Raw genomic sequence first — 12,733 nt, 5'->3', positions numbered from 1 at the left:
GCCGAACTCGACCGGGCGGACACCGACTTCGACCGCGAGAAGATGCAGGAGCGGCTGGCCAAGCTCGCCGGCGGCGTCGCGGTCATCAAGGTCGGCGCGGCCACCGAGGTCGAGCTCAAGGAGAAGAAGCACCGCATCGAGGACGCCGTCTCGAACGCGAAGGCCGCGGTCGAGGAGGGCATCGTCGCCGGCGGCGGCGTCGCGCTCCTGCAGGCCTCCACCAGCGCCTTCGAGAAGCTCGACCTCTCCGGCGACGAGGCCACCGGCGCCCTGATCGTCGAGCGCGCCCTCGCCGCCCCGCTGCNCCAGATCGCCACCAACGCCGGCCTCGAGGGCGGCGTCGTGGTCGAGAAGGTCCGCGGCCTGCCCACCGGGCACGGCCTGAACGCGGCGACCGGCGAGTACGTCGACATGGTCGCCGCCGGGATCATCGACCCGGTGAAGGTCACCCGCTCGGCGCTGCAGAACGCCGCGTCGATCACCGGCCTCTTCCTCACCATCGAGGTCGTCGTCGCGGACAAGCCGGAGCCCGCGGGCGCCGGCGGCGGTGCCGACGCGGCCGCCGCCATGGGCGGCATGGGGGGCATGGGCTTCTGAGCCACCCGATGAACTGAACCACCCGGTGGGTGGGCCCGGCGGTCTGTGCCGCGGGCCCACCCACCGTCGTTTTCGCCGCCGTTTTCACCGAGATCGACGACGACGACGGCGCGTCGCGTCCGGGCCCGGGTGTCGATTTCCCCGGGGAGCTCCGCGACCGGTCGCGACCGGTCGCGGTTCGTGGTGGCCGCGGCCCGCGGGGGTTCCAGGTACGCCCCGGAAAACCATGATCGACCGAGGACCGTGACGACCACGCCCGCACCACCACGACGCAGCCAGACCGCGATCTATCGGACAAATCTCTTGCACGCCGGGGCGACCTACTTGCCGTTTGGCATCCTCCTTGCCCTTTCAGGGGAGGTTCCGTAGGCAATGCTGCCTGAAACGGCGAGAAAGAAACCAAACGGCGAGTAGCCGAGCACCAGAAACGGACCTGGCCTCCCTCGTCAGATCGAGGCCCACCACCGACCAGGCAGTGGCCGCGTCTCCGCCAGACCCGTCAGCAGGTTCCCAGCATCGTGTTCAGGGCCGACTTCTCGGTACTGTCCACGGTCAGGCTGTAGTAGTACTTCACCTGGATCCAGGCCCGCGCGTAGGTGCAGCGGAACGAGGCCAGCGACGGCTGCCACTCCGCCGGGTCCTTGTCACTCTTGGACTGGTTGACGTTGTCCGTGACGGCCCACAGCTCCGGCCCGCCGAGGTCGTTCGCGTAGGTCTGCCGCTGCGCGGTGGTCCACGCCCAGGCGCCGGAGGCCCACGCCTCGGCGAGCGGGACCATGTGGTCGATGTCCACGTCGGCCGCGGCCGTCCAGGTGGCGCCGTCGTACGGGCTGTACCACGAGCCAGAGGTCGCGGCGCAGCTGCTGTTCACGACCACTCCGGTACCGTCGCGCTTAAGCACCTGCTCCCGGGTGTCGCAGGCGCCGCTGATGGTGATCCAGTGCGGGAAAAGGTCACGATCATAGGTCGACGCATGCGATTCGGCCGCGACCGTCAGCGAGTTCAGCCGGGTCAGGGCCGTGCTGGCCGAGGGAATGTTCGGGGGTGTCGCACCGGCCGGTGCGGCGACGAGCAGAACGGCCGCCACAATCGTGGTCGCGGCCACGGCGACCACCTTCAGAAAGCGGTGAGCCACAGGGTACTCCTGACCAGTTCTCACCGCGGCCCGTCGGATCACGGGTGCGACGAACGGTGAAAACTCACCGGAGAATGACAAAAACCGCCAGGAGAAAAAGGAGCTGTCGCGAGAATCGACGGTGAATATTCAGGGCCACCGGCCAGCCGACAAGAAGCCAGGTGTAATCCATTCGAAATAATGGTGAACCTTGCACGGAACGCCGAGCGCCAGGCCGATCGCCGGCCCCACGCCTTACAGGTCACGCCGGAGCATGCCGGAGCACGTTGCGATCACCACCAGACACCGGGCCTTCGCGCGCCGTGACGGCGGCCTTACCACACCGGCGACGCCGATGGCCGCGAAGGAGACAGACCCGCCGCCTCGAAAATGCCGGGAGTACGGCGCGACCCGCCGGCTTAGCTTCCTGATTTCACGCACGCCCGCGCGAGCACCTACCGCCCCGCCTCCCAGTTTGCTATGTTGCGATCCGGACCCGGCCGAGGTATCGAGAGGGGCCTGTCACGTGTTCAAGCAGGTATGTTTCTTCAAGAAGCGTCCGGACATGACAGCGGAAGAGTTCCTGGACTACTACGAGAACCAGCACACGCAGTTGGCGAAGAAAATCGGGAAGCCGGCGATCCCGAATGCGGTGCGGTACGTCCGGCGCTACCTGACTCCGGTCGAGAACCCGGTGACCGGAGAGATCCACGATAGCGGCTACGACTGCATCATGGAGATCTGGTGGAACAGCCGCGAGGATTTCGAGAACTCGCAGCGGCTCATCCGGGACCCGGAGCGGCTGCCATACACGATGGAAGACGAGAAGAAGCTGTTCGCCACCCACTCCAACCCGATCTGCATCGTGGAGGAGCACGACTCTCCGATGGGTCCCGACGGCGAGACCTACGACTGGGTGCCGGTCGCCCGCCGGTGAGAGACCGACGAGGAGCAGCGGTGGCTCTCCACCAGGTGAACTGTCAGGGCACTTCCGGACACAGCAGGAGAGGATTATCCAGATGAGTGGCCTTCACGACCTCCCGCCGAGAGTCTTCAGCCTCATAGAATCCGGCGTCGTCGCGGAGTTCTCGACGGTTTCCGCGGCAGGAATTCCGATCGACACGCCCACCTATTATTTCCCGGCCGACGACATGTCTACCATCGACCTGGCCACGGGCCTGCCCAATCCGGCCAAGGCCGAGCGGGTGCGGCGTACCTCGAAGGTCGGACTCCTGATCGAGGGCCGCCCCGAAGAGCCGGTCGTGGTCATCCGCGCCCACGGGGCGGTGCGGGACGGCGACATCCAGGCCAACGCCCTGCGTTACCTCGCCGAGACCGGCTACCAGGGGATCAGCCACGGAATCACCTGGGAGGAGGCCCGGAAGGCGGTCACCTACTGGTCCCGCATCGTCATCGAGAACAAGCCCGAGCGAATCTACTGGTGGGACAACCACGCTGCCCTCGGCAGCCCACCGCAGGTGTGGAACGCGGCGCCCGACACGGTCTATCCGACGTCCGACCCCGCGCCCACCGGCACGATGAAGCGATCGGCCTGGCCGGTCCGCCCCTGGCAGGACGTGGCCAGGGACGCCGTGGACGGCGGGACTCCAGCGCATCTCTCGGTACTCGACGAGGACGGATTTCCGCTTCCCATGCGGGCGAGCTCCTTCGAGCTGACAGCCGAAGGCTTCCGGCTGTCGATACCCAAGGGCACGCCCTGGCAGCTCAAGGGCCGGGCGTCGCTCACCTTCGCGGGGTTCCGCACATTCGTCGGCGACGCCGGCCCGGACGGCGACCGGGTCCTGTTCCGCGTCGAACGCTCGCTTCCCCAGCACCCGGCGACGCTCGACACGAAGCAGGTTCTCCGGCCGAGCGAGGACACCCTCGCGAAGGCCCGGGCGCGGCTCGAGTACGAGGCGCAGCGGCGGGGCCAGTCGCTCCCGGTCATCCCGGCGGACCCGCCGGCGCGCACGCGCATCGCGCTGATCCGCCAGGCACGCATCGCCAGCGACGCGCCGATCACCGGCATCACCGAGGAGCACGGGAACCGCCGGACCTGACCTGCCACCCGCCGCCCAGTCGGCCGTCGCCCGGCGGGCCGGTTTCACCTCGCCTGCTCGGCGACGCGGACGGCGACGGTGAGTGTCGCCGCGGCCGCGATCGCGGTGATCGTCCGCACGTGGTTCCAGGCGGTCCAGCCCGGCTGGTAGTCCGCCCACCGCCGCGCCGCGTCGGCACCGGCCGGCGACACACCGGCCAGCGCGTCGTTGCGGGGAACGTGGTAGACGATCGTCACCACGATCGCGACGAGATACAGCACGCTGCCGACGAGCCGCAGGACGGCGCCCGGCCGGTCGAGGTCCAGCGCCGCCGCGGCGCCGAGGACGGCGCAGGCCAGCGCCGTCCCCAGCAGGGCCGTCATGAACCAACCGGTGGGCGCCCACCGGTTGATGCCCTGCATCGCCGCGAGGCCCTGTGCGGGCGGCAGCCCGTCGAGCGCCCGCATCACGAACACGGAGAAGGCGAAGAAGACGCCGCCCACGACGCCCGAGCCGACCGCCGAGACGATCGTGAGCGGGGCCAGCACCCGCTCTGTCATCGGGTCGCCCGGCCGCTGTCGGCCGCGGCGCGCGCCGGGCACGCCCTCCTGGTCACGGTGGTCGTCACATATGTCGTCATGTGACCAGCCAAGCCCGCCCGACCGAGACGGCCCATCGCCCAGGATCTCGGATCCATACGCGAACGTCCACCGCGGCCCGTCCAGGGCCCAGCCGCGGCCTGGATCCCGCGCATGACCGGCCGGATCACCCGACCCGGCCACCCGCGACCGTCTGATCACTATCATTTCGGCCCGTGGACGTCCTGGCCGGAATGCTGGACGGGCCGCGGGCGCGGGGGGCGTTCGCGATCCGCTCGGTCATGTCCCCGCCCTGGTCGATGCTCATCAGGGACCGGGCGCCGCTGACCGTCGTCGCGGTCGTGCACGGCGAGGCCTGGGTGCTCCCCCGGGACGCCCCCGCGGTGCGGCTGCGCGCGGGCGACGTGGCCGTCGCCCGCGGGCCCGACCCGTACGTCGTCGCCGACGACCCGGCGACCCCGCCGCGGATCGTGATCCATCCCGGGCAGGTCTGCACCACGCCGGAGGGTGCGAGCCTCGCCGCGGAGATGGATCTCGGCGTGCGCACCTGGGGCAACCACCGGGACGGCGCGACGGCCCCGCCGACGACGATGCTCACCGGGACGTACCAGCAGCACAGCGAGGTCAGCCGCCGGCTGCTCGACGCGCTGCCGGCGCTGGCCGTCATCCGCGCGGACGACTGGGACTGCCCGCTGGTACCCATGCTGGCCCAGGAGATCGGCCGGGACGACCCGGGCCAGGCCGCCGTCCTCGACCGGCTCCTGGACCTGCTGCTCGTCACCGCGCTGCGGGCCTGGTTCGCCCGCCCCGACACCGACGCGCCGCCCTGGTGGCGGGCCAACGGCGACCCCGTCGTCGGCCACGCGCTGCGGCTGCTGCACAACCATCCCGAGCGCCCCTGGACGATCGCCGCCCTCGCCACGGCCACAGGCGTCTCCCGCGCCTCGTTCGCGCGCCGGTTCGCCAGCCTGGTCGGCGAGCCGCCCATCGCGTTCCTGACCGGCTGGCGGCTCACTCTGGCCGCCGACCTGCTCCAGGAGCCGGCGGCCACGGTCGGCGCGGTGGCCCGCCAGGTCGGCTACGGCAGCCCGTTCGCCCTCAGCACGGCGTTCCGCCGCCGGTACGGCGTCAGCCCGCAGCAGTACCGGGCCCGCGCCCACGGCGACCGGGCGGACCAGCCGCCGGCCGAAGGCAGGTCGTAGGCAGCACGCCGGGCCGGCATCGCCGCGTGGCCGGCCGGGCACCGGGGCGTTGCCGTCACCGGCTGTCGTCCAACCGACGTCTCCGGACGGTTCCGGGCCCGGCCCGGGCACACCCCGGGCGGCCCATGAGTGGCAAAGTGGGTGCATGTCACAGAGCGTGCCCCCAGGCTGGTACGACGACCCGTCAGGGCAGCCCGGCACTCGATGGTGGGACGGCAGCACCTGGACCGACCACACCCAGCAGGTCCCGCCCCAGAGCGGGCCGGGCCCGGGCGACTGGGGTGGCCCGCAGGGCTACCAGCCGCCGCCCGTGCAGACCAGGCACACCCCGGACCGGGTGCAGCGGCAGGTCCGCGAGCAGGCCAAGGTGCACGTGCCGGCGCAGGGCGGCGGTTCGCTGTTCAGCGAGCCGGTGCTGGTCGTCAACCAGAAGACGAAGCTGATCGAGCTGACGAACGAGTACGCCGTCTTCGACCAGAACGGCAACCAGATCGGCTCCGTCGTCGAGGTCGGCCAGAGCGCGCTGAAGAAAGCCCTGCGCTTCGTGTCGTCGGTCGACCAGTTCCTCACCCACCGGCTCGAGGTGCGCGACGCCACCGGTGCGCCGCAACTGGTGCTGACCAGGCCGGCGAAGCTGTTCAAGTCGAAGGTGGTCGTGACGCTGCCCGACGGCCGGGAGGTCGGCAGCATCGTCCAGCAGAACGTGTTCGGCAAGATCCGGTTCGGGCTGGAGGCCGGCGGCACGAACGTCGGAATGATCAAAGCCGAGAACTGGCGGGCGTGGAACTTCTCGATCGTCGACCAGAGCGACACCGAGGTGGCCCGGGTCACCAAGACCTGGGAGGGCCTGGCCCGGACGATGTTCACCACGGCCGACAACTACGTGGTGCAGCTGCACCGGCCGTTGCCGCAGCCGATGCTGAGCCTCGTGGTGGCCTCGGCGCTGACCATCGACACCGCCCTCAAGCAGGACTCCAACTGAGCCGGGTGCGGCGTGGGCACCGGTGACCGGTGCCCACGCCGCACCGCCGGCTGAGCGGGCTCAGCCGTCTGAGCGGGCTCAGCCGGCCCAGACGGTCTTGAGGTTGCAGAACTCCCGGATGCCGACCGCGCTCAGCTCCCGGCCGTAGCCGGAGCGGCGGACCCCGCCGAACGGAAGCTCCGGGTGCGAGCTGACCATCCCGTTGAGGAAGACCGCGCCGGCGACCAGGTCGGTGATGAACCGCTCCTGCTCGGCCGGGTCGGTCGTCCACGCGTTGGAGCCGAGCCCGAACGACGTCACGTTCGCCAGCTCGATCGCCGCGTCGATGTCCGGCACCCGGTAGAGGGTGGCCAGCGGGCCGAACGCCTCCTCCAGGTGCAGGCGCATCCCCGGGGTGACGTCGCCGACGACGGTCGGCGGGAAGAAGTACCCCGGCCCGGACGGCGCCGTCCCGCCGCACAGGACGCTGGCGCCCTCCTTCACCGCGTCGGCGAGAAGCTCCTCGAGGTCGACTCGGCCGCCCTCGGTCGCCACCGGGCCGATGTCGGTGGCCGGGTCCATCGGGTCACCGACCTTCAGCGCCGCCATCCCGGCGACGAACAGCTCGGCGAACCGCTCGTAGACGTCCTCGTGGACGATGAAGCGCTTCGCGGCGATGCAGGACTGCCCGTTGTTCTGGCAGCGGGCGGTGACCGCCACCTCGGCGGCGCGCGCGACGTCGGCGGAGGGCATGACCACGAACGGGTCGCTGCCGCCGAGCTCGAGGACCGTCTTCTTGATCTCCTGCCCGCACACGGACGCGACGGCCTGCCCGGCCGGCTCGCTGCCGGTGACGGTCGCCGCGGCGACCCGGGGGTCACGCAGCACCGCCTCGACCTGCCCGGCGCCGATCAGCAGGGTCTGGAACGCGCCCTCGGGGAACCCGGCCCGGCGGAACAGGTCCTCCAGGTACAGCGCGCACTGCGGGACGTTCGAGGCGTGCTTGAGCAGCCCGACGTTGCCGGCCATCAGGGCCGGGGCCGCGAACCGGACGACCTGCCAGAGCGGGAAGTTCCACGGCATCACCGCGAGGACGACGCCGAGCGGCTGGTACCGGCCGAACGCCCGGCTCGCGCCGACCGAGCCCGGGTCGGCCAGCGTCTCGTCGGCGAGGAACGCCTCCGCGTGCTCGGCGTAGAAGCGCATGCCCTTCGCGCACTTGGCCGCCTCGGCCTCGGCCGAGCGCAGCGTCTTGCCCATCTCGGTGGTCATCGTCACGGCGATCTCGTGCCGTTCCGCGTCGAGAAGGTCGGCGGCCCGCCGCAGCAGCGCGGCCCGTTCGGCGAAGGACGTCCGGCGGTAGGCGGCGGCCGTCGCGCTGGCCAGGGCCAGCCGCTGCTCGATCTCGTCTCCGTCGAGCGCGTCGAACTTCCTGACCACTGCGCCCGTCGCCGGATTGACCGACTGGATCGCCATGTCGCTCCCTCTGCTGAATCTGCCCGCTGGGTCTGCCCGCCTGACTGCCGGGACGCGGCCACGGCCCCCGGAGGAGCGGGCACTCCCGTCGTCGGCGCGGGCCCTTTCCGACTCCGCCGTCGACGCGGGCCTTTCCCGACTCCGCCGTCGACGCGTTACTCACCGATCGACGCGATAATCCCCGATCTCGCCGCGCCGTGCCGGTGCCTGGCACCGTTTGCCCACCAATTCGCCGGTCAACCGGTCAACCAGGCGTCGTCGGTCGGCTCCGGTCGGCTCCGGCCCGTTCCAGGACACGCCGTCACAAGCCGGACCTTAACAGAGTGAGCGATTACTTGTGTCAGGCGATCTGGGTGCCGCCGTCCACCGACAGCACCTGCCCGGTGACGAACGCGGCGGCCGTCGAGGCCAGGTAGACGGCGGCGGCACCGATCTCGGCGGGCAGAGCGGTCTGCCGCTCCAGCACCGTGCGCCGGCCGATGGAGTGCAGTTCCGGGCCCCGGGTGGCGGCCAGCCGGGCGAACACCCCGTCCGGATGCCAGCGGCTGCCCGAGCTGACGTCCCGGCTCATGTCCTCGGGCAGGGTCCCGTAGGGCGCGATCGCGTTGACGGTGATGCCCTGGCGGCCGACCTCCTTGGCCAGCACCTTGGTGAAGGCGTGCACCGCGCCCTTCATCGCCGAGTACACGGCGAGCAGCGGGTCACCGACGATCCCCGACGTCGACCCGATGTTGATGATCCGCCCGCCGCCCCGCTCGATCATCCCGGGCAGCACGGCGTGGGTGCAGTTCAGCGTGCTCGTGATGTTGAGCGCGATGTCCCGCTCCCAGGTGGCCGGGTCCGAGTCGGCGAAGGCGTCGAGGTCGACATTGCCACCGACGTTGTTCACCAGCACGTCGACGGCGCCCAGCCGCTCCCGCACGGCGGCCACCATGACGCCCACCTGCGCGCGGTCGGTGACGTCGGCGGCCTGCCACAGCGCGCGGCCCGCCCCGGCGGCCAGCAGCTGCTCGCACACCCGCCGGCCCTGCTCCTCGTCGCGGCCGACGATCACGACGTTCGCCCGCTCGGCCGCGAAGGCGAGGGCGATGCCCCGTCCGACGTTGGCGTTCCCGCCCGTGACCACCACTGTGTGGCCGTCCAGCCCGGTTTCCATGATGTGCCCTTCCGTGTCCGATGCGGCTTGCCCGTCAACCCGCCGACCCGCCGACCCGTCGACCTGCCGGTCAGGCGGCTGGCGGGTCAGGCGGCTGGCAGGTCGACGAGGACCTTCATCCGCCGGCCGTGGCGGAGATCCTCCAGCGCCGCCGGCAGCTCGGTCAGGTCGACGTGCTCGACCCAGCCCGCCGTCGGGTAGGCGTCGCCCGCGATCAGTTCGAGCACCCGGGCGAACACTCCGGGGCCGTAGCCCAGCGAGCCGGTCAGCTCGATCTCGCCGCGGGCCAGCACCCACGGGGCGAACTCGACGGCGCGCTCGGCGACCGCGATCCCGACGTAGCGTCCCCGGGCCCGCAGCACCGCCGGGGCCAGCCCGAACGTCCCGGGCACGCCGGCGGCGTCCAGCACGACGTCCACGCCACGACCACCGGTCCGGCGTCGCACCTCCGCGGCGACGTCGCTGGACGTCGGATCGAGCACGTCGGCGACCCCGAGCCGCGCCGCCGCGGCCCGTCGAGCCGGCGCCGGCTCGACGAGCAGGATGTCCGACACCCCGACCGCGCGCAGCCCGAACACGACGCCCGTCCCGATCGGCCCGGCGCCGAACACCAGAGCGGACCCGCCCGGTCCGACGCCGGAACGCAGCACTCCGTTGAACGCGACCGCCATCGGCTCGGCCAGCGCGCCCTCGGCCAGCGACATCGACGCGGGAAGGCGGTGCACCATCGCCCGCGGAACCGTCGTGTACTGGGCCAGCCCGCCGCCGTTCGAGCAGATCCCGTGCGTCATGACCTGCCGGCACAGCTCGGGGAGGTCGGCCACGCAGCGGTCGCAGTGCCCGCAGGAGTAGAGCGGCTCGACGCTGACCCGCTCGCCGACGGCGACGTCGGTGACGCCCGCCCCGACCGCCGCGACCACCCCGGCGAACTCGTGGCCCACGATCTGGGGCAGCACACCGCCGGTGAGCGGGTGCGGCACGGCCGTGCAGGCCCGCGGCCCGGCGAAGATCTCGGTGAGGTCGGTGCCACACAGCCCGTTGTGCGCCACGGCGATCTTCACCTCGCCCGGCGCCGCCTCCGGCTCGTCGACCTCCTCGACGCGCAGGTCCCCGGGGCCGTGCAACCGCACCGCGATCATGACGCCCGGACCTGGTCGATCAGCTCGCGCACCCGCGCGGCGCCGAGGCCGGCGGCCCGCGTGGCGGGCATCCCCTCGGTGGCCGGGGAGAGCACCTCGGGCCCGACCCAGCCGAGCGCGCCGATACCGTCGAGCACGCCGAGCAGCCGGACGAGGTCGAAACCGCCGTCGCCGGGAAGCAGCCGGTTGAAGGTGTCCCGGCCGATGTCGTCCGGCGGCGCCGCGGGGCCGTCGGACACCTGCACCGCGAAGACCCGGTCGCCCGGCAGCTCCTCGAGCGCCGCGAAGTCGGGATTACCGCGGAAGAAGTGCCACGTGTCGAACACCAGGCCGCCGTTGGCCCGGTCGGCCGCCGCGACCACGGCCAGCGCGGCCGGCAGGTCCCTGATCGCCATCATGGCCATGAACTCGAGCTGGACCAGGGTGTCGACGTCCGCGGCTCGGTCGCACAGGCCGCCGAACGCGGTGGCGATCTCCTCGAGCCCGACGTCGCCGGTCGGGCGGGCGAACGCCGTCAGCGAGACGGGCCGCAGGGCCGCGCACATGTCCAGCACCTCGTCCGCGGTGAAGGCGATGGAGCGCGCCGCCGTCATCGGCGCGCCGCCGTACCAGTTCATGAGCCCGTCGAGCACGACGCCGAGCCCCTGGCCGCGCAGCTGGCGGCCCAGGTCGGCGGGGGTGGTGCCGGCCTCCTCGGCCAGCGCGACGTCCAGCGGGCTGATCGAGATCCGGCCGAACCCGCCGACGACGGCGGCCTCCACCCGCTCCGCCAGGGGGCGCTGCAGGCCCACGGTGCCGGACCACATCACCCAGCCGATGTTCTCCGCCGAACCCGCCATCCGCGGCACCCGCCCCTCAGCCACCTGGCACACTACGCCGAATCCGACACCCAGTGCCACCCTCGATATCCTGGGGCAGGTATGGCGCGGCGTATAGTACGACCGTGGTGGGTGAGGCGTCAGCAGAGCACGGCCCCTCAACAGGGCTCGGCCTGTCAGCAGGGCTCGGCCTGTCAGCAGGGCTCGGCCTGCGCGAGCGCACCCGGCGCGCCGTACGGACCGAACTGATGTCCGTCGCGATGGACCTGTTCGTCCGCAACGGCTACGAGGCCACGACGATCGACGAGATCGCGGCCGCCGCCGGAATGTCGCGCCGCAGTTTCTTCCGCTACTTCGGGTCGAAGGAAGACGTGGTGCTGGGGCACCTCGACGCGCTCGGCACCGCGCTGGCCGAGGCCCTGGCCGAGCGGCCCGCGGACGAGGACGCCTGGACCGCGCTGCGCCGGGCCTTCGACACCCTGATCGCCCACCAGTCCAACGACTCGCAGGCCGCCCTCGCCCTGCGGCAGATACTCGACGGGAATCCGGGGCTCCAGGCCCGCAACCTGGAAAAGCAGTGCCGCTGGCACGACCGGCTCGCCCCCCAGGTCGCCGCACGCCTCAGTTCCCCGGCAACTGGATCCGCGGATACCGGGCCCACGGATAACAATGCCGCGGGAGCCGGCGGCGAAGGCGCCACCAACGCCGGTGACAGCCAGGCGGGGGCCGGCCCCACCGCCGGCGCTCGCCCGGCCGCGGTCATCGGCGCCGCGCTGGCCTGCATGGAGGCGGCGAACCGTGCCTGGATGGCCACCGACGGCCGCACACCGCTGGCCACCATCCTCGACGACGTCATGCGCACCGTCCGCCCCGCCGCCTTCTAACCGCCCGCCAACTGGTCAGACTCCTCGCCGCAGCCCAGGATTTCGACGGGCTCCGCCAGCACGCCAGCACCGGCGACCAATACGCCACCGAACAGCTAGCCGAACTACTCGCCAAAGCAAGGGACCTCGACGGGCTCCGCCACCGTGCCAGCGCTGGCGACCAGTACGCCGCCCGCTGGCTGGTCCGGCTGCTCGCCAAAGCGGGAGATGATCGGCTGCGGCGGTTCGGGTTCGATGTGCATGGGCAGATCGCCAACGGGCCTACCTGGTAGTCGGAAGTGCCCCGTGTCGCCAGTGGTGGGTACTGGCGTCGGACGCCGTAGACAGCGCGAACCGCAAGTACCACCGCACCGCGAGCACGATCACCTCCGGCGGGAACCGGAACCCCCGCGAACTCCGACACTGGCGCTGGCGGAGCGACCGCACCTCGACCCATCACCTGATCATGACCAACCTCTAGTGCCGCATCCGTGAAGGTTTGCCCGTTGTGAGGGCGCGCCGGGTCGGGTCCCGCAGAGGCCTGGCTGTCCGGCTGATGATCTGTGGTGTGGCGGAACGGGTGCGGGTCCGGGAGATCGATCCGGACGAGGGGCAGCGGCTGTTGCGGATCGTGCGCCGTTCGTCGGGGTCGNTGGTGACGTGGCGGCGGGCGCAGATGATCCTGCTCTCCGCGCAGGCCATGACCCCAGGCAAGATCGCGGAGGTGACGTTCACGTCCGAGGACCGGGTCCGCGACGTGATCCACAAC

At 71.6% G+C, this 12,733-nt stretch carries 12 protein-coding genes and 2 pseudogenes; 7 read left to right on the top strand and 7 right to left on the bottom strand.

Annotated elements, in window-relative coordinates:
* The coding region (locus B056_RS0134105) for a TCP-1/cpn60 chaperonin family protein (RefSeq protein ID WP_018506317.1) at window positions 1–597 on the top strand (597 nt) is incomplete at its 5' end.
* A 499-nt stretch (window positions 598–1,096) separates the two neighbouring features.
* On the opposite strand, the gene B056_RS0134095 is transcribed toward B056_RS0134105, so the two are convergent.
* The gene (locus tag B056_RS0134095) at window positions 1,097–1,732 is read right to left on the bottom strand and encodes an HNH endonuclease family protein (RefSeq protein ID WP_018506315.1); all 636 of its coding nucleotides are present in this window, start codon (window positions 1,730–1,732) and stop codon (window positions 1,097–1,099) included.
* Window positions 1,733–2,237: 505 nt separating this feature from the next.
* Here B056_RS0134095 and B056_RS0134090 point away from each other — a divergent pair.
* Window positions 2,238–2,648 (top strand): EthD domain-containing protein, encoded by a 411-nt coding sequence (locus B056_RS0134090; RefSeq protein WP_020572865.1) that lies wholly within the window; start codon window positions 2,238–2,240, stop codon window positions 2,646–2,648.
* An 82-nt stretch (window positions 2,649–2,730) separates the two neighbouring features.
* Window positions 2,731–3,771: a pyridoxamine 5'-phosphate oxidase family protein gene (locus B056_RS0134085; RefSeq protein WP_020572864.1), complete on the top strand. Its 1,041-nt coding sequence runs from the start codon at window positions 2,731–2,733 to the stop codon at window positions 3,769–3,771.
* A 44-nt stretch (window positions 3,772–3,815) separates the two neighbouring features.
* Here B056_RS0134085 and B056_RS0134080 read toward each other — a convergent pair whose 3' ends face one another.
* The gene (locus B056_RS0134080; protein ID WP_026240483.1) at window positions 3,816–4,310 is read right to left on the bottom strand and encodes an anthrone oxygenase family protein; all 495 of its coding nucleotides are present in this window, start codon (window positions 4,308–4,310) and stop codon (window positions 3,816–3,818) included.
* Between the two features lie 254 nt (window positions 4,311–4,564).
* Here B056_RS0134080 and B056_RS0134075 point away from each other — a divergent pair, with 254 nt between their 5' ends.
* Together B056_RS0134075 and B056_RS0134070 are read left to right on the top strand one after the other, a co-directional pair.
* Window positions 4,565–5,551, top strand: a complete 987-nt coding sequence (locus B056_RS0134075; RefSeq protein ID WP_018506311.1) for an AraC family transcriptional regulator — start codon at window positions 4,565–4,567, stop codon at window positions 5,549–5,551.
* A gap of 145 nt (window positions 5,552–5,696) precedes the next feature.
* A complete protein-coding gene (locus tag B056_RS0134070; protein ID WP_018506310.1) occupies window positions 5,697–6,533 on the top strand; it encodes a phospholipid scramblase-related protein in 837 nt (278 codons plus the stop codon).
* Between the two features lie 78 nt (window positions 6,534–6,611).
* Here the strand turns inward: B056_RS0134070 and B056_RS0134065 are convergent, their stop codons facing one another.
* From B056_RS0134065 to B056_RS0134050, 4 genes are all read right to left on the bottom strand, one after another.
* Window positions 6,612–7,988, bottom strand: a complete 1,377-nt coding sequence (locus tag B056_RS0134065; protein ID WP_018506309.1) for an NADP-dependent succinic semialdehyde dehydrogenase — start codon at window positions 7,986–7,988, stop codon at window positions 6,612–6,614.
* A 340-nt stretch (window positions 7,989–8,328) separates the two neighbouring features.
* Window positions 8,329–9,144, bottom strand: coding sequence for an SDR family NAD(P)-dependent oxidoreductase (locus B056_RS0134060; RefSeq protein ID WP_018506308.1), 816 nt, complete (start codon window positions 9,142–9,144; stop codon window positions 8,329–8,331).
* A gap of 86 nt (window positions 9,145–9,230) precedes the next feature.
* Window positions 9,231–10,283 carry an alcohol dehydrogenase catalytic domain-containing protein gene (locus B056_RS0134055; protein ID WP_018506307.1) on the bottom strand — a complete coding sequence of 351 codons (1,053 nt, stop codon included), beginning with the start codon at window positions 10,281–10,283 and terminating at the stop codon, window positions 9,231–9,233.
* The gene (locus B056_RS0134050; RefSeq protein WP_230203320.1) at window positions 10,280–11,182 is read right to left on the bottom strand and encodes a sugar phosphate isomerase/epimerase family protein; all 903 of its coding nucleotides are present in this window, start codon (window positions 11,180–11,182) and stop codon (window positions 10,280–10,282) included. The genes B056_RS0134055 and B056_RS0134050 overlap by 4 nt, the downstream gene beginning before the upstream one ends.
* 44 nt (window positions 11,183–11,226) lie before the next feature.
* On the opposite strand from B056_RS0134050, the gene B056_RS0134045 reads away from it, so the two are divergent.
* The gene (locus tag B056_RS0134045; protein WP_230203319.1) at window positions 11,227–11,985 is read left to right on the top strand and encodes a TetR/AcrR family transcriptional regulator; all 759 of its coding nucleotides are present in this window, start codon (window positions 11,227–11,229) and stop codon (window positions 11,983–11,985) included.
* A gap of 321 nt (window positions 11,986–12,306) precedes the next feature.
* Here B056_RS0134045 and B056_RS43370 read toward each other — a convergent pair.
* Window positions 12,307–12,388 (bottom strand): annotated as a pseudogene (locus tag B056_RS43370) (IS6 family transposase); the annotation flags it as partial.
* A 144-nt stretch (window positions 12,389–12,532) separates the two neighbouring features.
* On the opposite strand from B056_RS43370, the pseudogene B056_RS46310 reads away from it, so the two are divergent.
* A pseudogene (locus B056_RS46310) lies at window positions 12,533–12,733 on the top strand (IS630 family transposase); the annotation flags it as partial.

This window comes from Parafrankia discariae (assembly GCF_000373365.1).
GTDB classification, from domain to species: domain Bacteria; phylum Actinomycetota; class Actinomycetes; order Frankiales; family Frankiaceae; genus Parafrankia; species Parafrankia discariae.
Note: the sequence above shows the minus strand (reverse complement) of the source record. Positions and strands in the feature narration are given on the sequence as shown.